Source organism: Pseudomonas acericola (SeqCode) (genome assembly GCF_053456465.1).
The window spans coordinates 958611-980052 of the sequence record NZ_JBRFJB010000002.1; the positions used below are offsets into that span (position 1 = coordinate 958611).

The window sequence follows — 21442 nt, forward strand, 5'->3', positions numbered from 1 at the left end:
AGGATGGCGCACGCCAAAGAACAGAATCTCGCCTGGGCCGATGCCGAAACGGCAGCAGTCGGCCTGCCCTGGAAGTCAGGAAATACGCGGGGCAGCGCTCATTTCATCGCGTTCGCGCAAGGCAATTTCTTCACCCAGCAAATGCGCCAACGCTTGCACCGCCACCGGCAGGTCGCGGTCTTTGCGCGCATACACGCCCAGGTCGCTGAAGATTCCGCCCTGGTCACTCAAGGGGATATGCAGCAATTCGCCACGTGCCAGGTCGGCCTCAATGCCGATGCGGGTTTGGAACGCAATGCCCAATTGCTGGCGTGCCAACTGCCGGGCCAACTCCATGGAGTTGCTGTGCAGCAGCGCCTTGTTTGGCGCCGCACGCTTGTGCAGCGGGGCGATCAGGTGATGCACCGACAGCTCGCTCTTGGCCTGGATCACCCCGTGTTCGCAACACTGTGCGTAGCTGACATGACTTTCCCCGGCCAATACATGTGTTGGTGTCATCAACGCGCCGAGGCGGAAATGGCCGACACACAGTTGGGTGATTTCGCCACTGCGCGGCAGGGCAAAAGCCAGTCCCAAATCCGCCTGGCCATTGACCACTGCGCTGGGAATCGACTGCGAGCCTTGCACCGTGACACCAATCGTCACCTTCGGATAGCGCTCGCGCATGCGCTTGAGGGCGGCGGGCAGCAGCTCGACGGCAGCCCCTTCCACCGTGGCGATTTCCACATGACCGGTTTGCACACCGTGCAGCCCATCCAGTTCACCGCGTACCCGTTCCACATCCTGCAACAGCAGCGTGATGTGCCGCGTAAGGATCTCGCCCGCCGCCGTCACACGCAGACCGCCCGGCAAGCGATCAAACAGCGTTGTCCCCATCTCATCCTCCAGCTTGAGGATCTGCCGGTTCACCGCCGATGACGCGACGTTCAAGCGCCGTGCGGCTTCGCGGATCGAATGGCAGCGCCGCACCATGTCGAAGTAGTAGATCGCCGGGGCGTGGATGCGCAGTTTGCGGTTGAGCATTTTTTTTCAGGTCCTTTTGCGCAGGTCTTCAGGCCATGGGACAGGGCGGCTGAATGGATTTTTGTAACGGAGATTACAAGCTTGTTGTGAAATTGATTGTATACAACTCTATGGACATCCCGTGTTTCCTTTGCATACAGTGATTGCACAACAAAAACAGAGATCCCCTCACCATGACTATCCCGAAGGCGTCACCGCAGCGGCCCGAAGATGAAAATCTAGGCGTCGCCGCCAACATGGCTTACGGCCTGCAGCATGTCCTCACCATGTACGGTGGCATCGTCGCCGTACCGCTGATCGTCGGCCAGGCGGCCGGGTTGTCGCCGGCGGATATCGGCCTGTTGATCGCCGCGTCGCTGTTTGCCGGTGGCCTGGCCACCTTGTTGCAAACCTTGGGTTTACCGTTTTTTGGTTGTCAGTTGCCGCTGGTGCAGGGCGTGTCGTTTGCGGGTGTGGCCACCATGGTGGCGATCGTCGGCAGCGATGGCGCCGGCGGGGTGCCGGCGATTCTCGGGGCGGTGATGGCCGCGTCGTTTATCGGGCTGTTGATTACCCCGGTGTTCTCGCGAATAACCAAATTCTTCCCACCCCTGGTGACCGGTATCGTCATCACCACCATCGGCCTGACCCTGATGCCCGTTGCAGCGCGCTGGGCGATGGGCGGCAACAGCCGCGCGGCGGATTTTGGCAGCATGTCCAACATCGGCCTGGCCGCGTTGACCCTGATGCTGGTGTTGCTGTTGAGCAAGATCGGCAGCGCGACCATTTCCCGCCTGTCGATCCTGCTGGCGATGGTGATCGGCACCGTGATTGCCGTGTTCCTGGGCATGGCGGACTTCTCCGGGGTGACCCAGGGGCCGATGTTCGGTTTCCCCACGCCATTCCATTTCGGCATGCCAACCTTCCATGTGGCCGCGATTATCTCAATGTGCATCGTGGTGATGGTGACGCTGGTGGAAACCTCGGCGGACATCCTGGCGGTCGGTGAGATCATCGACACCAAGGTTGACTCGAAACGCTTGGGTAACGGCTTGCGCGCCGACATGTTGTCGAGCATGTTCGCGCCGATCTTTGGTTCGTTCACCCAGAGCGCCTTTGCCCAGAACGTCGGCCTGGTGGCGGTTACCGGGGTGAAGAGTCGCTTTGTGGTAGCGACGGGCGGGTTGTTCCTGGTGATCCTCGGCCTGCTGCCATTTATGGGCCGGGTGATCGCAGCGGTGCCGACCTCAGTGCTGGGCGGGGCGGGTATTGTGCTGTTTGGCACCGTGGCGGCCAGCGGTATCCGCACGCTGTCGAAGGTGGATTACCGCAACAATATGAACCTGATCATCGTCGCCACTTCCATCGGTTTTGGCATGATCCCGATTGCGGCACCGAGCTTCTATGATCATTTCCCAACCTGGTTCGCCACCATTTTCCACTCCGGCATCAGTTCGTCGGCGATCATGGCGATCCTGCTGAACCTGGCATTCAACCACTTCACCGCCGGTAACTCGGACCAGCAATCGGTGTTTGTGGCGGGAACGGAGCGCAGTTTGTGCTTCCACGATGTGGCCGCGTTGCGCGACGGGGATTACTTCCGGGGCGGCAAGCTGTTTGATGCTGAGGGTAAGGAGATTCCGCTGGTGGCGGAGGTCCAAAAGAAGACCGCAAAGCCCGAGACCACTGAGGTCTAAAGCGGATTGAGGAACCAATGTGGGAGCTGGCTTGCCTGCGATAGCGGTGGTGTATTCACCGCCGCTATCGCAGGCAAGCCAGCTCCCACCTATTAATTTAGCCAGCTTTAAGCTTTGGGTACGGTACCGAACACGCCTCGTCCAAAAACTTCACCACAGTGCCCATGCACGCTTGGCGCTCTTCGACATGGGGCATGTGGCTGGAGTCTTCAAACAGCGCCCAGCGCACATTCGCGATCTCATCCAGGAACGGCTTGACCACCAATGGCGTGGCCTCGTCATGCCGCCCGGAGATCACCAGGGTCGGCACATTGATCGCCGACAACCGGCCAATCGATTTCCAATCCTTCAAGCTGCCGATCACGTGGAACTCGGTCGGGCCGCTCATGGCGTGGTACACCGTGGGGTCCGAGTCGACTTGGGCAAAGGTTCGCGCGACTTCTTCCGGCCACGGATTGACGCGGCACACGTGCTGGTCATAGAAAATCCGCGAGGCGGCGAGGTATTCCGGGTCTTGATAGGTGCCGGCGGCTTCATGCTTGAGCAGGGTTTCGTGCACGCCTTCGGGCAATAACTTACGCAGGCGGTTGGCTTCGCTGACCCAGGTGCGCATGCACGTCGGCGAGTTGGCCGGGATAAACGCGCGCAGCCCCTTGGGCTGGCGGATCGCATGTTCGCTGCCGAGCATGCCGCCCCAGGACTGGCCGAGGATCGCGTAGTTATCGCGGATGTTCAGGTGGTCCAGCAGGTTGTCCAGCTCGTCGAGGAACAGATCGACGGTCCAGAACGACGGGTCTTTATCCGGCAAATGGGTGGAGCGGCCGTTGCCCAGTTGATCGTAATGGATCACGGCATGGCCGCTGGCGGCGACGTCCTTGAAGGCGTCGACATAGTCATGGGTGCAGCCGGGGCCGCCGTGGATGATCACCAGCGGCGTGCGGCCGGTGGACAGGTCGCCGGTGACGCGGTACCAGGTTTGGTAGGCGCCAAAGGCCGCATACCCTTCGCGGATCTGTTCGATGAATTCCATTTCGTACCCTGCTCTTTGGAAAAAGGATCAGGGACACGATAGTCGGCACGCCAGATTTAGGTAACTAGCAAAACAGCTAGGTTTTACCCATTGGTCAATCTTCCAGCAGGCGGTAATGGGTGGCGCGCACCACCGCTTGTACGCGGTTCTTGGCCCCCAGCTTGTGCATCGCCGAAGCCAGGTGCAGGGTGACCACCGCCAGTGAGCGGCTCAATTGCGTGGCGATTTCGGCGGCGGTTAGGCCGTCGGCGGCCCATTTCAGGCATTCGCGTTCGCGTTTGGTCAGGTGGATATGCGGGTAAGTGCGTAGCTCTTTGCTGAATAGCGGGTAGGCCGCTTCCTGCAAGGCGTGGGTGATCAGGCTGAAATCCGCCAGGGTCTGCTGCGCATCCTGCAACACACTGCGGGCCTTGCCGATGCGCAAGCCGGTCAACGAGGCGAAGCCGCCGCGTGGCAGGTGGATGGGCACACTGACGCCGCACGTCAGTTGGCGTTCGTGCAGGTACGAAGAAACAGGGGCGTGACAGGGGTCGATGATTTTTTGCAGCGCCGTCTGGGCTTTAGCCTCGTAGGACCAGACAAATGGCGATACCGTGCTCAAGGCCAGGTGCTGTACCGGGTCGATCTGGTAGAAGCCTTCGCCACACCACAACGCGTGCCAGTCGGGCGGCGTGTTGCGCAGTTCCAGTACCGAAGGGGTGATCAAGGCGCCGTCATGGTCGATGGGCACCGGGGTGTAGTCATACACCAGTGCATCAAAACCCAACTGTTGGGCGAGGATAAAGGTGTTGTCCATCTGTTCGTCCAGGCTCCTGCCCGGCATCAGACGGTTATTGAAGGCAGTAAGCTTGGCCAGCATCCGTTCTGCTCCCGAATTCATTTGAATCTCGACTTGCGGCAAGTAGAATGCCACGCCCCGGCGAAGGACTGCCAGGCCAAACCTATAAGAAATACTAGGTTATGGACGCACGGCATCCTCGGTAGTGTTGGCCTGATCAACGGCCGCTGCCAGCCAGGCCGAAACCACACAAGGAATGTATGCATGTGGCGTGAAATTGCCCCCGACCAGCAGTACAACGTGCAAGTCGACGGCCATAACCTCGTGGTCTACAGCTTCGGCGAAGGCGATGAGGTGCTCTTGTGCCTCAACGGCGGCCCGGGCCTGCCGTGTGACTACTTGCGCGACGCCCATGGCTGGCTCAAGGACCATAACCTGCGAGTGGTTGCATTCGACCAGCTTGGCACCGGCGCATCAGCCAGACCGACCGATGTTTCCCTGTGGGAAATCCGCCGTTATGTCGAAGAAGTCGAAACCGTGCGCCAAACCCTGAATCTGGGGCGCGTGCATCTGCTCGGGCATTCCTGGGGCGGCTGGCTCGGCATCGAATACGCCATCCATTACCCCGATGCGCTGAAAAGCCTGATCCTCGAAAACACCGTCGGCGACATTCCGCACCTGTCCCAGGAACTCGAACGCCTGCGCGGCGCCCTCGGCAGTGAAACCGTGGCCATGATGCAGCGCCACGAAGCCATGGGCACCCTCGACCATCCGCAGTACCAGGCCGCCATCACCTTGCTCAACTATCGCCACGTGTGCCGCCTCGACGAATGGCCCGAGCCAGTCAAGCGCTCCCTCGGCGACTGGAACATGGGCCCTTACGAAACCATGCAAGGCCCCAACGAATTCCTTTATGTCGGCAACCTCAAGGACTGGAACCGCATCCCCGAGATGGCCGACTTCAAGATGCCCACGCTGATCACCACCGGCCAGCACGACGAACTCACCCCGGCCTGTGCGATGCGCATGAAGATGGCGGTCAAGCACGCCGAGCTGCACGTATTTCCCAACAGCAGCCATATGCCGTTTTACGAAGAACCCCTGGCCTATTTCCCGGTGTTGCTGGACTTCCTCGCTCGTCACCGAGGCTGACGGATGAACCTGGCGCGCTACCGTTTTGTGCTGTCCCGGCCGCTGCAATTGCTGCCGGTGTTGTTTGGCATCAGCCTGATCACCTTTATCCTCGTGCGCTCGATCCCCGGCGATCCGGCGCGGGCCTTGCTGGGCTCGCGCAGCACACCGGACGCGCTGCTGAAAATCCGCGCCCAGTACGGCCTCGACCAGCCGTTGTGGCTGCAATATTTCTACTTTCTGAAAAACCTGCTCAAGGGCGATCTTGGCCAATCGCTGTTGTACAAGGTCGATGCCCTGAAGCTGATCGTCACCCGCATCGAACCGACCCTGGTGCTGGTGCTCGGCAGCGTTCTGCTGGCGCTGTTGATCGCGGTGCCGCTCGCCACCCTGGCGGCGCGCAACAAGGGTGGCTGGGTGGATAACCTGATCCGTGTATTCACCACGGTCGGCCTAGGCATGCCGGCGTTTTGGCTGGGCTTGATGCTGATCCTGCTGCTGAGTGTGAAGTGGGGCTTGTTTCCGGTGTCTGGCTACGGCCGCACCTTTCTCGACAAGGCGCATCACATGGTCTTGCCGTGCCTGACCATTGCCCTGGCGCTGTCGGCGGTGCTGGTGCGCAACCTGCGGGCGAGCATGTTGATGGAGTTGCAGGCCGATCACGTCACCGCTGCGCGGGCGCGCGGGTTGTCGGAAGCGGCGGTGTTTCGCCGTCATGTGTTGCCCAATTCCCTGGTGCCGGCGGTCAACCTGCTGGCGGTGAATATCGGCTGGCTGATCAGCGGCACGGTGGTGATCGAAAGCCTGTTTGCGATCCCCGGCATCGGCCAATTGCTGGTGCGCGGCATCTTTACCCGCGACTACATGGTGGTGCAGGGCGTGGCCATGGTGCTGGCGTGTGCGACGGTAATGGTCAACTTTGCCGCCGACGTGGTCACGGCGGCCCTCGACCCACGGGTGAAGATGCAATGAGCAGCCGCCCGTTGATTGCCCCGTGGCGCTTGCGCCTGCGCTTTGGGTTTCGCAATGGCCGGCTGACCGCCGCGTGGGGCCTGTTGATCCTGTTGGTGTGGTTTGCCCTGGCGCTGTTTGCGCCGTGGATCGCCCCCTATGACCCGATTGCGCAGAACACTGAGTTCAGTTTGCTGAGCCCCAGCCTGGCCCATCCTTTCGGCACTGATAACTACGGCCGTGACATTCTTTCCAGGGTGATCTGGGGCGCGCGTATCGACCTGCAACTGGCCATCGTTGGGGTGATTTTCCCGTTCATGATCGGCACCTTTGTCGGTGCGGTCTCCGGTTACATCGGCGGGCGTTTCGACAGCTTCTGCATGCGTGTGATCGACGTGATCCTGGCGTTCCCGTTCCTGGTGTTGATGCTGGCGATCATGGCCATCCTCGGGCCGGGCTTGCAGAGCTTTTATATCGCCATGGCGCTGGTGGGTTGGGTGTCATATGCGCGGTTGATCCGCTCGCAGATCCTGGTGCTCAAGGAAAGCGACTTTGCCCTGGCCGCCAAGAGCCTGGGTTTTGGCCATGGGCGCATTCTGTTCCGTCATTTGCTGCCGAATGCGATGTTTGGCTCCATTGTGTTTTCCATGTCGGATGCGGTGTTGGTGCTGCTCAACGGCGCCGCCGTGAGTTACCTGGGGCTGGGGGTGCAACCGCCGACTGCCGAGTGGGGCACGATGGTCGCCGAAGGGCAGGCGTTTATCACCACGGCCTGGTGGATCTGTACATTCCCGGGCCTGGCCATCGTCACCCTGGCCATGGGTTTCAGCCTGCTGGCCGACGGTGTCGCGCAAGTGTTGGGGGACCGCTCATGAGCCTGTTGCAGGTGCAAGACCTGAGCGTGATTGCCAACAACGCCGGGCGCGATGTGACGCTGGTGGACCGTGTTTCCTTCAACCTGGCCGAAGGCGAAATCCTCGGGCTGGTGGGCGAAAGCGGCTCGGGCAAGACCATGGCCTGTCGCGGGCTGATGCGCCTGTTGCCGTCGCCGAACCTGCGGGTGCAGGGCGGTGCCGTGCGGCTGGCCGGCCAGGAGTTGTTGGCGCTGGACGATGCCGGCATGCGCGCCGTACGCGGTGGTCAGTTGGGCATGATCTTCCAGAACCCCAGCAGCCACCTCGACCCGCTGATGCGCATCGGCGAGCAGATTGCCGAGGGCATTCGCCTGCACCAGGGCGCGTCGAAAAAAGACGCGCGCCGGCAAGCCATCGAGGTGCTGCGCCAGGTCGGCATTCCCGATCCCCAGGCGCGGGTCGACAACTATCCCCACGAATTTTCCGGGGGCATGCGCCAGCGCGCGATGATTGCCGTCGCCTTGGGCTGCAACCCGAAAGTGTTGATCGCCGACGAACCGACCACCGCCCTGGATGTGACCGTGCAAGCACAAATCCTGCGCTTGCTGTTGGACCTGCGCGACCGGCGCGGCCTGTCGATCATCATGATCACCCATGACCTTGGCGTGGTGGCGCAGACCTGTGATTCCATCGCGGTGATGTACGCCGGGCGCCTGTGTGAACAGGGCAGCAAGTACGACTTGTTGGCGCGCCCGCAACACCCGTACACCGCCGGCCTGATCGCTTGTCAACCGGCCCACAGCAGCGGCCACGCGTTGCTGCGTACCATCGCCGGGCAGCCGCCGCTGCTGGATGCGCTGCCCGCCGGTTGCCGCTTCAATCCGCGCTGCCCGCAGGTGGGCGCCTTGTGTACTGAGCACGTGCCGCAAGGCGTGCGCGTGGCCTGTCATTACCCGTTGGGAGCGCACTCATGAGCCTGTTGCAGATCAAGGACCTGGAGGTGAAGTTTGCCGCGTCCGGCAGCGGTTTCCTGGGGTTGAACAAGCAGTGGGTGAGGGCGGTGAACGGTGTTTCGCTGAGCCTGGCGGCGGGGGAAACCCTGGGCTTGGTCGGCGAGTCCGGCAGTGGCAAGAGCACCCTGGGTCGGGCGATTCTGCACCTCAATCCGATCAGCGCCGGGCAGGTGCTGTTCGATGGCATCGACATGGCTCACGGCAGCCCCATCGATATTGCCCGCCTGCGTCACGAAACCGCGATGATCTTCCAGGACCCTTATGCTGCACTGAACCCGCGACAGACCATCGGCGAAACCATCGCCGAAGTGCTGCGGGTGCAGCGCAAGGTCACGCCGGACCAGATCCCGCGCCGCGTCGATGAGCTGCTCGACCTGGTCGGCCTGCGCCCCGAGTTGGCCAGCCGCAAGCCCGGCTCCCTCAGCGGCGGCCAGTGCCAGCGCGTGGGTATCGCCCGCGCATTGGCGGTGGAGCCACGCCTGATCATCGCCGATGAGTGCGTGGCGGCGCTGGACGTGTCGATCCAGGGCCAGATCATCAACCTGTTGCTGGAACTTCAACAGCGCATGAACCTGGCGATCCTGTTTATCGCCCATGACCTGGCCATCGTGCGCCGTCTGTGCGACCGCGTGGCGGTGATGTACCTGGGCAAGATCGTCGAGGAAGGGCCGGTGGAAGCGGTCTTCACGTCGCCGCGTCATCCGTATACGGCGGCGTTGATCGAGGCGATTCCCGAGATCGATCCGCTTAGGCCGTTGCCTACAGAACCTTTGCCTGGTGAGCCACCTAGCCCGCTGAACCTGCCTACCGGCTGCGCCTTTCACCCACGTTGCCGGCATGCGCGAACCATGTGTTCCGTGGTGTTGCCGCCTACCCATTTCCTGCACGAGCATCGGTACAGTTGCGTGCTTGAAGAACCGTTGCTTTAACCCTCTGCCATTCATTAACAAGGAGTTGTGATATGCAATCGCGTCATTTGAAGTTGCTCGCCGCCGCCACATTGACCGCCTGGTCCCTCACTGCCGGCTTGGCGCAAGCTGCTGGTGTGCTGACCATCGGCTGCCGTGAAGACAGCACCACGTTCGACCCGATCAAAAGCGCGCAAAATCGTGACACCTGGGTATTCGCCAACGTGTACGACACTCTGGTGCGCGTGGACAACCTGGGCACCAAGATGGAGCCGGGGCTGGCAGAAAGCTGGGAGATTTCCAAGGACGGCCTGACCTACACCTTCAAGCTGCGCGATGCGAAGTTCTCCGATGGCTCGGCGATCAGCGCCGATGACGCGGCGTTCAGCCTGTTGCGCATCCGTGACAACAAGGCCTCGCTGTGGAGCGACCCGTTCAGTCTGATCGACACGGCCAAGGCGGCCGATCCGAAGACCCTGGTGGTCACCCTCAAGACGCCTGCCGTAGCCTTCCTCTCGCAACTGGCGTCGCCGACGGTGTCGATTCTGTCGGAAAAAGCCATGACCAAGATGGGCGAAGACGCCTACTCGGAAAACCCGGTGACCTCCGGTGCGTTCACCGTGGACGAGTGGCGCAAGGGTGACCGTGTGATCCTGAAGAAGAACCCGAACTTCTGGCAGGCCAAGAACGTCAGCCTGGACGGCGTAGAGTGGGTCTCCGTGACCGACGACAACACGCGCATGCGCATGGTGCAGAACAACGAACTGGACACGGCGATCTTCGTGCCGTTCTCCCGCGTTGAAGAGTTGAAGAAAGACAAGAACGTGGTGATCCACTCCGACCCGTCCACCCGCGAAGATCACCTGCTGATCAATCACGCCCACGGCCTGCTGGCCAAAAAGGAAGTGCGTGAGGCGCTGGACATGGCCATCGATAAACAATCGCTGGTGAAGACCGCCACTTACGGTCAAGGCACGGTGGCGTATTCCTACATTCCTAAAGGCTCGCTGTTCCACTACGCCAACAACTTGCAACGCCCGTATGACCCGACGGCCGCCAAGAAACTGCTGGCCGATGCCGGCGCCAAGGACTTGAAACTCAACTACGTGGTCAACGCCGGCAACGAAGCCGACGAGCAGATCGCCGTGATCATCAAGGACCAGTTGGCCAAGGTCGGCGTGACCGCAAACCTGCAAAAGGTCGACCCGACCCAAAGCTGGCAGATGCTGGTGGATGGTGAGTACGATATTTCGGTGATGTACTGGACCAACGACATCCTCGACCCGGACCAGAAAACCACCTTCGTGCTGGGTCACGACACCAACCAGAACTACATGACCCGTTACAAGAACGACAAGGTCAAGGACCTGGTGGCGGCCGCACGGATCGAGGCCGACCCGGTCAAGCGTGAGCAGATGTACGTGGAGTTGCAGAAGCTGGCGAAGCAGGACGTGAACTGGATTGACTTGTACTACAGCCCGTACATCAACATCTCACGCAAGAATGTGAGCAACTTCCTGCAAAACCCATTGGGTCGTTTCACCCTTGAAGAAGTCGTGAAAAACTAAGTCCTTACCGACAACATAGATCAACTGTGGGAGCTGGCTTGCCTGCGATCGCGGAGCGTCAGTCGCCAGAAATGCCAACTGACAGACCGCAATCGCAGGCAAACCAGCTCCCACATTAGGTTTGCGCTATTTCAGGAATTATTGCGCGTCAAACGCCTGGCCGTTGATACCCGCACTGTCCGGCCCCATCAGGTACAGGTACACCGGCATGATCTCTTCCGGCGCCGGCCGCTCCATCGGGTTCTCCCCCGGGTACGCCTGGGCCCGCATGCTGGTGCGTGTGCCGCCTGGGTTGATGCTGTTGGAGCGTACCGCTGCCACATCCTCAAGCTCATCGGCCAAGGTCTGCATCAAACCCTCAGTGGCAAATTTCGACACGCCATAAGCCCCCCAATACGCCCGCCCCTTGCGCCCGACGCTGCTGGAGGTAAATACCACCGACGCATCCTGGGACAGCTTGAGCAGTGGCAGCAAGGTGCTGGTCAGCATGAACATCGCGTTGACGTTCACGTGCATCACGCGCATGAAGTTCTCACCGGACAACTGTTCGATCGGCGTACGTGGGCCGATGATCGAGGCGTTGTGCAGCAGGCCGTCGAGGTGGCCGAATTCTTTTTCGATCATCGCTGCCAGCTCATCGTATTGATGGGGCAGGGCGGTCTCCAGGTTGAAAGGGATCACCACCGGCTGAGGTTGGCCGGCCGCTTCGATTTCGTCATACACCTGGGCCAGGTTGGCTTCGGTCTTGCCCAGCAAGAGCACGGTGGCGCCGTGGGCGGCGTAGGTTTTTGCCGCCGCCGCGCCAATCCCGCGACCGGCGCCGGTGACCAGGATCACCCGGCCTTTGAGCAGTTCTGGACGAGCAGAGTAATCAAACATAAATAGCCTCGACAAAATTCACAGTAAATCCATGTGATTGATCGCAACCGGGCTTTTGTGGCGAGGGAGCTTGCTCCCGCTGGGCTGCGCAGCGGCCCCAAAAGCTTGGGAGCGCTTCGCACTCCTGCGGGAGCAAGCTCCCTCGCCACAAAGGCGCATCAGCCACAAGCTCTTCCTATCAGCAACTGCACAGCGCGTTATCCAGCACCTTGCGCAGTTCCAGCGGATGGTCCACCACCACATCGGCGCCCCAGTTGCGTGGGTTGTCGTCCGGGTGGATATAGCCGTAGGTCACCGCAGCGGTGCGGGTGCCGGCATCGCGGCCAGACTCGATATCGCGCAGGTCATCGCCCACGAACAACACGCTGGCCGGGTCCAGGTCGAGCATCTTGCACGCCAGGATCATCGGCTCAGGGTCTGGCTTGCTGTTTTTCACGTGGTCCGGGCAGATCAGCAGCGCCGAGCGCTCGGCCAGGCCCAGTTGCTGCATGATCGGTTCGGCAAAGCGCAGCGGCTTGTTGGTGACCACGCCCCAGACCAGCTTGGACTTTTCGATGTCCGCCAGCAGTTCGGCCATGCCGTCGAACAGTTTGCTGTGCACCGCGCAACCCTTGAGGTAACGCTCCAGGAACTCCAGGCGCAACTCTTCAAAGCCCGGGGACTCCGGGTCCATCGAAAAGGTCACGGCGACCATCGCCCGCGCACCGCCGGAGATTTCATCGCGGATGTGTGCATCGTTGATCGGCGCCAGGCCACGGTCGGCGCGCATGGCCTGGCAGATGGCGATAAAGTCCGGCGCGGTGTCCAGCAGCGTACCGTCCATATCGAAGAGAACCGCTCGCAACTTCACAGGCTTACTCCTCGCGCAGGGTCTGGATCATGTAGTTGACGTCAACGTCGCTGGCCAGCTTGTAGTGCTTGGTCAGCGGGTTGTAGGTCAGGCCGATGATGTCCTTGACGGTCAGCCCGGCCTGGCGGCTCCAGGCGCCCAGCTCGGACGGGCGGATAAACTTCTTGAAGTCATGGGTGCCACGCGGCAGCAGCTTCATGATGTATTCGGCGCCGATGATCGCGAACAGGTAGGCCTTGGGATTGCGGTTGATGGTGGAGAAGAACACCTGGCCGCCCGGCTTGACCATGCGGAAGCAGGCGCGGATCACCGAGGACGGGTCCGGCACGTGTTCCAGCATTTCCAGGCAGGTGACCACGTCGAACTGCTCGGGCATTTCTTCGGCGAGGTCTTCGGCGGTGATCTGGCGGTATTCGACGTTTACGCCGGATTCCAGCTGATGCAGTTGGGCCACGGCCAGTGGCGCCTCGCCCATGTCGATACCCATCACCGTGGCGCCGCGCTGGGCCATGGCTTCGCTGAGGATGCCGCCGCCGCAGCCGACGTCCAGCACCTTCTTGCCGGCCAGGTTGACGCGTTCGTCAATCCAGTTGACCCGCAGCGGGTTGATGTCGTGCAGGGGCTTGAACTCGCTTTCGCGGTCCCACCAGCGGTGAGCCAGGGCTTCGAATTTGGCGATTTCGGCGTGGTCGACGTTGCTCATGGTGCATCCTCTAAATCTGATAAATCGGTTTGTCGGTCTTGATCGTACGGCTTCAAGGCCGGCGTTATTCGTGGTGCCCGCTGATGCGCTTGCCCCAGGCCATGGCCGTGGCGGTCAGTTGCTGTTCATCCATGCGGGTCAATTGCCGGTCGTCGAGCAATTGCTTGCCGGCGACCCAAAGGTGTTTCACGCAATCCCGTCCGGTGGCATATATAAGCTGTGAGACTGGATCGTAGACCGGTTGTTGCGCCAGTCCCGACAGATCAAAGGCGACCATATCCGCCGCCTTGCCGACTTCCAACGAGCCAATCTCGCTTTCCAGGCCCATGGCACGCGCGCCATTGAGGGTGGCCATGCGCAGGGCGCGGTGGGCATCCAGCGCGGTGGCCGAACCGGCGACGGCCTTGGCCAGCATCGCTGCCGTGCGGGTTTCGCCCAGCAGGTCGAGGTCATTGTTGCTGGCGGCGCCATCGGTGCCGATGGCCACATTGACGCCAGCCTGCCACAGGCGTTCTACCGGGCAGAAGCCGCTGGCCAGTTTCAGGTTGGATTCCGGGCAGTGGACCACGCTGGTGTTGCTTTCTACCAGCAAAGCCAGGTCATCCTCGCTGATTTGGGTCATATGAACGGCCTGGAAGCGCGGGCCCAACAGCCCGAGACGGCCCAGGCGCGCGAGCGGGCGCTCGCCGGTCTGTTCGACGGCTTGCTGCACTTCGAAGGCGGTTTCGTGAACGTGCATGTGGATCGCGGCGTCCAGCTCTTCGGCGATCACGCGGATTTTTTCCAGGTTGGCATCGCACACGGTGTACGGCGCGTGGGGACCGAAGGTGATCTTGATGCGCGGGTGGTGCTTGAGGTCGCCGAACAACTCGACACCCTGGCGGATGGCCTCGTCGGCGCTGCTGGCGCCGGGAATCGGGAAGTCGAGGATCGGAATCGCGATTTGCGCACGCATGCCGCTGTTGTGCACGCAGTCACTGGCGACCTTGGGGTAGAAGTACATGTCCGAGAAACAGGTGATGCCACCCTTGAGCTGCTCGGCGATGGCCAGGTCGGTGCCGTCGCGCACGAAAGCTTCATCGACCCACTGGGCTTCGGCGGGCCAGATGTGTTTTTCCAGCCAGGTCATCAGCGGCAAATCATCGGCCAGGCCGCGAAACAGGCTCATCGCCGCATGCCCGTGGGCGTTGACCAGGCCCGGGCTGAGCAGCATGCCCGGCAACTCGCGGACCTCGGTGGCCGCCAGTTTCAACGCCGCCGCCCGTGGGCCAATAAAGGCAATGCGCCCATCGCGGATGCCCACGCCATGTTCCTTGAGCACCACGCCGGCAGGTTCGACGGGCACCAGCCAGGTGGGCAGCAACACCAAGTCGAGCGGGGCGGCAGTGGCGGTCATCGCGGGCTTCTTCCCAGGCAGCTATAAAAGAAGGCCGAAGTATACCCGAGCGTCCTGGCTGGCGGATCGCTATAATCGGCGGCTTTTGTTCATGAGTGCGGAGTAAGGGATGCGCGATCGACTGTTGGCTGCGGAGAAAGTGAAGGCCATCGATTGGCGTGATGGCGCGCTGTACCTGCTCGATCAGCGTGCCTTGCCGTCCCGGGAAAGCTGGGTGGCGTGCTCCACGGTCGAGGCCGTGGCCGCAGCGATTCGCACCATGGTCGTGCGCGGCGCGCCGGCCATCGGCATCAGCGCCGCCTATGGCTTGGTGCTCGCGGCCCGTGAACGTATCGCCGAGGGCGGTGACTGGCAGGCTGCGTGGGAAGAAGACTACGCACTGTTGGCAGAAAGCCGTCCCACCGCGTCGAACCTGTTCTGGGCCTTGAAACGCATGCGCGACCGTCTGGATCGGCTCAAGAAGCACGCCGATCCGGTGGCGGTGCTGGAAGCCGAGGCCATTGCGATCCACGAAAGTGATCGGGAAGCCAACTTGAACATGGCCCAGCTCGGCGTCGAGCTGATCCGCAAGCACCAGGGCAACGCCCAGGCGATCCTGACCCATGGCAATGCCGGCGCCTTGGCCACCGGCGGTGTGGGTACGGCGCTCGGGGTGATCCGCGCGGCCTTCCTGGAAGGCATGGTCGAGCAGGTCTACGCCAACGAGACCCGGCCCTGGCTGCAAGGCTCGCGGCTCACCGCCTGGGAACTGGCGGGCGAGGGCATCCCGGTGACGGTGAATGCCGACTCGGCGGGCGCGCATATCCTCAAGACCAAAGGCGTGACCTGGGTGATCGTCGGTGCCGATTGCATTACCGCCAATGGCGATGTGATCAGCAAGATCGGCACTTATCAGCTTGCCGTGTGCGCCATGCACCATGGCGTGCGCTTTATGGTGGTGGCGCCGAGTTCGACCGTTGATTTGATGCTGGCGACGGGCGATGACGTCGCGTTGGAGGAGCGTGATCCGGGCGAGTTGCTGGAGATTGTCGGGCAGCGCTTGGGGGTGGATGCGTTCAACCCGGTGTTCGACGTGACGCCTGCGGATCTGATCGACGTGATCGTCACGGAAAAGGGTATTGTCGAGCGGCCGGATGTGGCCAAGATGGCCAAGTTGATGTGCCGTAAGCGTCTGCATTGAGGGCTTTGGCGTCTGTGAAATGGCCATCGCAGGCAAGCCAGCTCCCACACTGACGGTGTACGCCGATTGAATTGTGGGAGCTGGCTTGCCTGCGATTGGCCCTCAAAGTCAACAAAACCCTCGGATCTGCCCACAAAAAATAGCCTCAACGCTTCTCTAAGCCCCTCTCGTCCCCCTCAAGCCTGTCACCCGTCAACTAACTATGCTCCATGCGCATCTGGGGGATAGGTGCGTGGCGGCGATTGTGATAACATCCGGCGGTTTCCAAGGCCGCCCCGAGGGGTTGCCTATAACGTGCAGATCCGTGTCATAACTCGTTGATTTGTCGTAAGTCGTTGTCAGGCACCGTGCCGGCAGCGGCGAGCTTCGTTCGTCCCATATGGATGTGACGAGGTTTCACCCGAAAAAGGAATCAGGCTTCTCATGGGCGAACTGGCCAAAGAAATCCTCCCGGTCAATATCGAAGACGAGCTGAAACAGTCCTACCTCGACTACGCGATGAGCGTAATTGTCGGTCGGGCACTGCCTGATGCGCGCGATGGCTTGAAGCCCGTGCACCGGCGTGTGCTGTTCGCGATGAGCGAGCTGGGTAACGACTGGAACAAGCCGTACAAGAAATCTGCCCGTGTTGTCGGTGACGTGATCGGTAAGTATCACCCTCACGGCGACACTGCGGTGTACGACACCATCGTTCGGATGGCGCAGCCGTTTTCCCTGCGCTACCTGCTGGTAGACGGCCAGGGCAACTTCGGTTCGGTCGACGGCGACAACGCCGCGGCCATGCGATACACCGAAGTGCGTATGACTAAGCTGGCGCACGAGCTGCTGGCTGACCTGCACAAAGAAACCGTGGACTGGGTGCCGAACTACGACGGCACCGAAATGATCCCGGCTGTCATGCCAACCCGTATTCCCAACCTGCTGGTCAACGGTTCCAGCGGTATCGCCGTGGGCATGGCGACCAACATCCCGCCGCACAACCTCGGTGAAGTCATCGACGGTTGCCTGGCCCTCATCGACAACCCTGAGCTGACCGTCGATGAACTGATGCAATACATCCCGGGTCCGGACTTCCCGACCGCCGCGATCATCAACGGTCGCGCCGGCATCATCGAAGCCTACCGCACCGGTCGTGGCCGCATTTACATGCGCGCCCGCTCGATGATCGAAGACATCGACAAGGTCGGTGGCCGCCAGCAGATCGTCATCACCGAACTGCCTTACCAACTGAACAAGGCGCGCCTGATCGAGAAGATCGCCGAGCTGGTCAAAGAGAAGAAGCTGGAAGGCATCACCGAGCTGCGCGACGAGTCTGACAAAGACGGTATGCGCGTAGTGATCGAGCTGCGTCGTGGCGAAGTGCCGGAGGTGATCCTCAACAACCTCTACGCCCAGACCCAGCTGCAAAGCGTGTTTGGTATCAACGTGGTAGCACTGATCGACGGCCGCCCGCGCATCCTGAACCTCAAGGATCTGCTGGAAGCCTTCGTGCGTCACCGCCGCGAAGTGGTTACCCGTCGTACCGTGTTCGAACTGCGCAAGGCCCGCGAACGCGGCCACATCCTGGAAGGCCAGGCCGTTGCGTTGTCGAACATCGACCCGGTAATCGCCCTGATCAAGGCCTCGCCAACCCCGTCGGAAGCCAAGGAGGCGCTGATCAGCACGCCTTGGGAATCCAGCGCCGTGGTGGCGATGGTTGAACGTGCCGGTGCCGACTCGTGCCGTCCAGAGACCCTGGACCCACAATACGGTCTGCGTGAAGGCAAGTACTTCCTGTCGCCGGAGCAGGCCCAGGCCATCCTGGAGCTGCGTCTGCACCGCCTGACCGGCCTGGAGCACGAGAAGCTGCTGGCCGAGTACCAGGAAATCCTCAACCAGATTGGCGAGTTGATCCGCATCCTCAGCAGCGCCGTGCGCCTGATGGAAGTGATCCGCGAAGAACTGGAAGTGATCCGCGCCGAATACGGCGACGTGCGTCGCACCGAGATCCTTGATGCCCGCCTCGACTTGACCCTGGGTGACATGATCCCGGAAGAAGAGCGCGTCGTGACCATCTCCCACGGTGGCTACGCCAAGACCCAGCCGCTGGCTGCGTATCAGGCTCAGCGTCGTGGTGGTAAAGGTAAATCGGCTACTGGCGTGAAGGACGAGGACTACATCGCTCACCTGCTCGTGGCCAACAGCCACACCACGCTGCTGCTGTTCTCCAGCAAAGGCAAGGTGTACTGGCTCAAGACCTACGAGATCCCGGAAGCCTCCCGTGCCGCCCGTGGTCGTCCGCTGGTCAACCTGCTGCCGCTGGACAGTGATGAATACATCACCACCATGCTGCCGGTCGAGGAATACACCGAAGGTCACTTCATCTTCATGGCGACCGCCAAAGGCACCGTCAAGAAGACCCCGCTGGAATCCTTCAGCCGCCAGCGCAGCGTGGGCCTGATCGCCCTGGAGCTGGATGAAGGTGACGTACTGATCTCCGCCGCCATCACCGATGGCGAGCGTGAAGTCATGCTGTTCTCCGACGGCGGCAAGGTAACCCGCTTCAAGGAATCCGACGTTCGCGCCATGGGCCGCACCGCCCGCGGTGTGCGCGGCATGCGCCTGCCAGAAGGGCAAAAGCTGATTTCGATGCTGATCCCGGAAGAAGGCAGCCAGATCCTCACCGCTTCGGCGCGTGGTTATGGCAAGCGTACTGCCATCAGCGAGTTCCCGGAGTACAAGCGTGGCGGCCAAGGCGTGATCGCCATGGTCAGCAACGACCGGAACGGCCGTCTGGTCGGTGCGGTCCAGGTGCTCGATGGCGAGGAAATCATGCTGATTTCCGACCAGGGCACCCTGGTACGTACCCGTGTGGCTGAAGTGTCGAGCCTGGGCCGTAACACCCAGGGCGTGACGCTGATCAAGCTGGCCAGCGACGAAACCTTGGTTGGCCTGGAGCGAGTCCAGGAGCCATCGGAAGTCGAAGGCGAGGAGCTGGAAGGTGAAGAGTTTGACGGCGAGGTGATCGCAAGCGGCGATGACAACGTTGACGAGCCAACCCTCGACGCTGCCGCAGACGAAGAAGAACCGCAGGAATAAGCGGACACACAGGGGGCGGATGAAGATTCGCCCCCTTGTTGTTTGTCCCTTATGAAATAACACGTCCTTTGGCTGGACGCGGTCAATGTGGGAGCTGGCTTGCCTGCGATGGCAGCGCCGCGGTATCAATGCGATACCGAGGTGCCCTTATCGCAGGCAAGCCAGCTCCCACAAGGGTTCGCTCCAGGGAAAGGGTGTTGCCGAACATGATTGCAGCCCCACCAGATCAGAGTGAGATTGGATGTGAGCAAGAGAGCCTATAACTTCTGTGCCGGTCCCGCGGCGCTTCCTGAAGCAGTCCTGCAGCGTGCGCAGGGTGAACTCCTCGACTGGCATGGAAAAGGCCTCTCTGTGATGGAAATGAGCCATCGCAGTGATGAGTTCGTGTCCATTGCCAACAAGGCCGAGCAGGATCTGCGCGACTTGCTGGACATCCCATCAGACTACAAAGTGCTGTTCCTGCAAGGCGGCGCCAGCCAGCAGTTCGCGCAGATTCCACTGAACCTGCTGCCGGAAGACGGCACTGCCGACTATATCGACACCGGTATCTGGGGGCAGAAGGCCATTGAAGAGGCTTCGCGCTACGGCAACGTCAACGTCGCCGGTACCGCCAAGCCCTACGACTACTTCGCGATTCCCGGTCAGAACGAGTGGAAGCTGTCGAAGGACGCGGCCTACGTGCACTACGTGGCGAACGAAACCATCGGCGGCCTGGAATTCGACTGGGTGCCGGAAGTCGGTGACGTGCCATTGGTGTGCGACATGTCCTCGGACATCCTCTCGCGCCCGATCGATGTGTCCAAGTACGGTATGATCTACGCCGGCGCGCAGAAGAACATCGGCCCGAGCGGCATCCTGGTCAACATCATCCGCGAAGACCTGCTGGGTCGCGCCCGTTCGCTGTGCCCGACCATGCTCAACTACAAGGTCGCGGCCGATAACGGCTCGATGTACAACACCCCGCCAGCGTTCGCCTGGTACCTGTCCGGCCTGGTGTTCGAGTGGCTGAAAGAGCAGGGCGGTGTCGCCGCCATGGGCAAGCTCAACGAAGAGAAGAAGCGCACCCTGTACGACTTCATCGACGCCAGCGGCCTGTACAGCAACCCGATCAACCTCAGCGACCGCTCGTGGATGAACGTACCGTTCCGCCTGGCTGACGACCGCCTGGACAAGCCGTTCCTGGCGGGCGCCGACGCGCGTGGCCTGCTGAACCTCAAGGGCCACCGTTCGGTCGGTGGCATGCGCGCCTCCATCTACAACGCCGTCGACATCCACGCGATCAACGCGCTGGTTGCCTACATGGCGGAGTTCGAAAAGGAACACGGCTAATGTCTGAGCAAGAACTCAAGGCCCTGCGCGTACGCATTGACAGCCTGGACGAGAAGGTCCTGGAGCTGATCAGTGAGCGCGCGCGGTGCGCCCAGGAAGTGGCGCGGGTGAAGATGGCGTCCCTGGCGGAAGGCGAAGTGCCGGTGTTCTACCGGCCTGAGCGTGAGGCCCAGGTGCTCAAGCGTGTGATGGAGCGCAACAAAGGCCCGTTGGGCAACGAAGAGATGGCGCGGTTGTTCCGCGAAATCATGTCCTCGTGCCTGGCCCTGGAGCAGCCGCTGAAAGTGGCTTACCTCGGCCCGGAAGGCACCTTCACCCAAGCGGCGGCCATGAAGCACTTCGGTCACGCAGTGATCAGCAAGCCAATGGCGGCGATCGACGAAGTGTTCCGTGAAGTGGCGGCCGGTGCGGTGAATTTTGGCGTGGTCCCGGTGGAAAACTCCACCGAGGGCGCGGTCAACCACACCCTGGACAGCTTCCTTGAGCACGACATGGTGATTTGCGGCGAAGTCGAACTGCGTATCCACCACCACTTGTTGGTGGGTGAAAACACCAAGACCGACAGCATCAGCCGCATTTACTCCCACGCCCAGTCCCTGGCCCAGTGCCGCAAGTGGCTGGATGCGCACTACCCGAATGTCGAGCGCGTGGCGGTGTCCAGCAATGCCGAAGCGGCCAAGCGGGTCAAGGGCGAGTGGAACTCGGCGGCCATCGCCGGTGATATGGCAGCGGGCCTGTACGGCCTGACGCGCCTGGCCGAGAAAATCGAGGACCGTCCGGATAACTCCACGCGCTTCCTGATGATCGGTAGCCAGGAAGTGCCGCCGACCGGCGACGACAAGACCTCGATCATTGTCTCCATGAGCAACAAGCCCGGCGCGCTGCATGAGCTGCTGGTGCCGTTCCATGACAACGGGATTGACCTGACGCGCATCGAGACCCGTCCGTCGCGCAGCGGTAAATGGACCTACGTGTTCTTTATCGACTTCATCGGCCATCACCGTGACCCGCTGGTCAAAGGTGTGCTGGAGAAAATCAGTCAGGAAGCGGTGGCACTCAAGGTGCTGGGCTCCTACCCGAAAGCGGTTTTGTGAG

18 protein-coding genes are annotated in these 21442 nt (G+C 61.5%); 11 read left to right on the forward strand and 7 right to left on the reverse strand.

The features are described 5' to 3' along the window. Positions 1–75: 75 nt before the first annotated feature. Complete coding sequence (locus ACU688_RS10560) at positions 76–1023, reverse strand: LysR family transcriptional regulator (RefSeq protein ID WP_448184647.1); 948 nt, start codon at positions 1021–1023, stop codon at positions 76–78. A 173-nt stretch (positions 1024–1196) separates the two neighbouring features. Here ACU688_RS10560 and ACU688_RS10565 point away from each other — a divergent pair, with 173 nt between their 5' ends. Continuing rightward, positions 1197–2699, forward strand: a complete 1503-nt coding sequence (locus ACU688_RS10565; protein WP_448184648.1) for a nucleobase:cation symporter-2 family protein — start codon at positions 1197–1199, stop codon at positions 2697–2699. A 97-nt stretch (positions 2700–2796) separates the two neighbouring features. On the opposite strand, the gene ACU688_RS10570 is transcribed toward ACU688_RS10565, so the two are convergent. Both ACU688_RS10570 and ACU688_RS10575 read right to left on the reverse strand, forming a co-directional pair. Beyond that, entirely contained in the window at positions 2797–3729 is a 933-nt protein-coding gene (locus ACU688_RS10570) for a proline iminopeptidase-family hydrolase (protein WP_448184649.1), read from the reverse strand. Positions 3730–3823: 94 nt separating this feature from the next. Continuing rightward, positions 3824–4588, reverse strand: coding sequence for a LuxR family transcriptional regulator (locus ACU688_RS10575; protein ID WP_017734488.1), 765 nt, complete (start codon positions 4586–4588; stop codon positions 3824–3826). Positions 4589–4771: 183 nt separating this feature from the next. On the opposite strand from ACU688_RS10575, the gene ACU688_RS10580 reads away from it, so the two are divergent. From ACU688_RS10580 to ACU688_RS10605, 6 genes are read left to right on the forward strand one after another with little or no spacing between them, the layout of a single operon-like run. Further along, the gene (locus ACU688_RS10580) at positions 4772–5659 is read left to right on the forward strand and encodes a proline iminopeptidase-family hydrolase (protein ID WP_448184650.1); all 888 of its coding nucleotides are present in this window, start codon (positions 4772–4774) and stop codon (positions 5657–5659) included. Positions 5660–5662: 3 nt separating this feature from the next. Beyond that, positions 5663–6610, forward strand: a complete 948-nt coding sequence (locus tag ACU688_RS10585) for an ABC transporter permease (RefSeq protein WP_448184651.1) — start codon at positions 5663–5665, stop codon at positions 6608–6610. Beyond that, positions 6607–7464 (forward strand): ABC transporter permease, encoded by an 858-nt coding sequence (locus tag ACU688_RS10590; RefSeq protein ID WP_448184652.1) that lies wholly within the window; start codon positions 6607–6609, stop codon positions 7462–7464. The genes ACU688_RS10585 and ACU688_RS10590 overlap by 4 nt, the downstream gene beginning before the upstream one ends. Further along, a complete protein-coding gene (locus ACU688_RS10595; RefSeq protein WP_448184653.1) occupies positions 7461–8417 on the forward strand; it encodes an ABC transporter ATP-binding protein in 957 nt (318 codons plus the stop codon). The genes ACU688_RS10590 and ACU688_RS10595 overlap by 4 nt, the downstream gene beginning before the upstream one ends. Beyond that, positions 8414–9385: an ABC transporter ATP-binding protein gene (locus ACU688_RS10600; RefSeq protein WP_448184654.1), complete on the forward strand. Its 972-nt coding sequence runs from the start codon at positions 8414–8416 to the stop codon at positions 9383–9385. The genes ACU688_RS10595 and ACU688_RS10600 overlap by 4 nt, the downstream gene beginning before the upstream one ends. Positions 9386–9417: 32 nt before the next feature. Beyond that, complete coding sequence (locus ACU688_RS10605) at positions 9418–10932, forward strand: ABC transporter substrate-binding protein (protein ID WP_448184655.1); 1515 nt, start codon at positions 9418–9420, stop codon at positions 10930–10932. Positions 10933–11070: 138 nt separating this feature from the next. Here ACU688_RS10605 and ACU688_RS10610 read toward each other — a convergent pair whose 3' ends face one another. From ACU688_RS10610 to ACU688_RS10625, 4 genes are all read right to left on the reverse strand, one after another. Next, a complete protein-coding gene (locus ACU688_RS10610; RefSeq protein ID WP_016975315.1) occupies positions 11071–11811 on the reverse strand; it encodes a YciK family oxidoreductase in 741 nt (246 codons plus the stop codon). 178 nt (positions 11812–11989) lie between these two features. Next, entirely contained in the window at positions 11990–12661 is a 672-nt protein-coding gene (mupP, locus tag ACU688_RS10615; protein ID WP_026136488.1) for an N-acetylmuramic acid 6-phosphate phosphatase MupP, read from the reverse strand. A 4-nt stretch (positions 12662–12665) separates the two neighbouring features. Further along, on the reverse strand, positions 12666–13364 hold the full coding sequence (gene ubiG, locus ACU688_RS10620) for a bifunctional 2-polyprenyl-6-hydroxyphenol methylase/3-demethylubiquinol 3-O-methyltransferase UbiG (protein ID WP_017734479.1): 699 nt from the start codon (positions 13362–13364) through the stop codon (positions 12666–12668). A 64-nt stretch (positions 13365–13428) separates the two neighbouring features. Next, positions 13429–14760, reverse strand: coding sequence for a TRZ/ATZ family hydrolase (locus tag ACU688_RS10625; protein WP_448184656.1), 1332 nt, complete (start codon positions 14758–14760; stop codon positions 13429–13431). Positions 14761–14869: 109 nt separating this feature from the next. On the opposite strand from ACU688_RS10625, the gene mtnA reads away from it, so the two are divergent. The 4 genes from mtnA to pheA all read left to right on the forward strand — a co-directional run bounded on the left by mtnA (position 14870) and on the right by pheA (position 21441). Beyond that, positions 14870–15940: an S-methyl-5-thioribose-1-phosphate isomerase gene (mtnA, locus tag ACU688_RS10630; protein ID WP_448184657.1), complete on the forward strand. Its 1071-nt coding sequence runs from the start codon at positions 14870–14872 to the stop codon at positions 15938–15940. A 423-nt stretch (positions 15941–16363) separates the two neighbouring features. Next, positions 16364–19018 carry a DNA gyrase subunit A gene (gene gyrA / locus ACU688_RS10635; protein ID WP_448184658.1) on the forward strand — a complete coding sequence of 885 codons (2655 nt, stop codon included), beginning with the start codon at positions 16364–16366 and terminating at the stop codon, positions 19016–19018. Positions 19019–19261: 243 nt separating this feature from the next. Beyond that, complete coding sequence (gene serC, locus ACU688_RS10640) at positions 19262–20347, forward strand: 3-phosphoserine/phosphohydroxythreonine transaminase (RefSeq protein WP_448184659.1); 1086 nt, start codon at positions 19262–19264, stop codon at positions 20345–20347. Beyond that, entirely contained in the window at positions 20347–21441 is a 1095-nt protein-coding gene (pheA, locus tag ACU688_RS10645; protein WP_003172650.1) for a prephenate dehydratase, read from the forward strand. Before serC ends, pheA begins: the two co-directional genes overlap by 1 nt. Position 21442 lies beyond the last annotated feature (1 nt).

What these genes read in the sequence shown, in the direction of transcription:
- ACU688_RS10580 (WP_448184650.1), top strand. Translation starts at nt 4,772, where the DNA reads ATGTGGCGTGAAATTGCCCCCGACCAGCAGTACAACGTGCAAGTCGAC.
- gyrA (WP_448184658.1), top strand. Translation starts at nt 16,364, where the DNA reads ATGGGCGAACTGGCCAAAGAAATCCTCCCGGTCAATATCGAAGACGAG.
- ACU688_RS10610 (WP_016975315.1), bottom strand. Translation starts at nt 11,811, where the DNA reads ATGTTTGATTACTCTGCTCGTCCAGAACTGCTCAAAGGCCGGGTGATC.
- ACU688_RS10625 (WP_448184656.1), bottom strand. Translation starts at nt 14,760, where the DNA reads ATGACCGCCACTGCCGCCCCGCTCGACTTGGTGTTGCTGCCCACCTGG.
- pheA (WP_003172650.1), top strand. Translation starts at nt 20,347, where the DNA reads ATGTCTGAGCAAGAACTCAAGGCCCTGCGCGTACGCATTGACAGCCTG.
- ACU688_RS10560 (WP_448184647.1), bottom strand. Translation starts at nt 1,023, where the DNA reads ATGCTCAACCGCAAACTGCGCATCCACGCCCCGGCGATCTACTACTTC.
- ACU688_RS10590 (WP_448184652.1), top strand. Translation starts at nt 6,607, where the DNA reads ATGAGCAGCCGCCCGTTGATTGCCCCGTGGCGCTTGCGCCTGCGCTTT.
- mtnA (WP_448184657.1), top strand. Translation starts at nt 14,870, where the DNA reads ATGCGCGATCGACTGTTGGCTGCGGAGAAAGTGAAGGCCATCGATTGG.
- ACU688_RS10565 (WP_448184648.1), top strand. Translation starts at nt 1,197, where the DNA reads ATGACTATCCCGAAGGCGTCACCGCAGCGGCCCGAAGATGAAAATCTA.
- ACU688_RS10605 (WP_448184655.1), top strand. Translation starts at nt 9,418, where the DNA reads ATGCAATCGCGTCATTTGAAGTTGCTCGCCGCCGCCACATTGACCGCC.
- ACU688_RS10575 (WP_017734488.1), bottom strand. Translation starts at nt 4,588, where the DNA reads ATGCTGGCCAAGCTTACTGCCTTCAATAACCGTCTGATGCCGGGCAGG.
- ubiG (WP_017734479.1), bottom strand. Translation starts at nt 13,364, where the DNA reads ATGAGCAACGTCGACCACGCCGAAATCGCCAAATTCGAAGCCCTGGCT.
- ACU688_RS10585 (WP_448184651.1), top strand. Translation starts at nt 5,663, where the DNA reads ATGAACCTGGCGCGCTACCGTTTTGTGCTGTCCCGGCCGCTGCAATTG.
- ACU688_RS10570 (WP_448184649.1), bottom strand. Translation starts at nt 3,729, where the DNA reads ATGGAATTCATCGAACAGATCCGCGAAGGGTATGCGGCCTTTGGCGCC.
- ACU688_RS10600 (WP_448184654.1), top strand. Translation starts at nt 8,414, where the DNA reads ATGAGCCTGTTGCAGATCAAGGACCTGGAGGTGAAGTTTGCCGCGTCC.
- ACU688_RS10595 (WP_448184653.1), top strand. Translation starts at nt 7,461, where the DNA reads ATGAGCCTGTTGCAGGTGCAAGACCTGAGCGTGATTGCCAACAACGCC.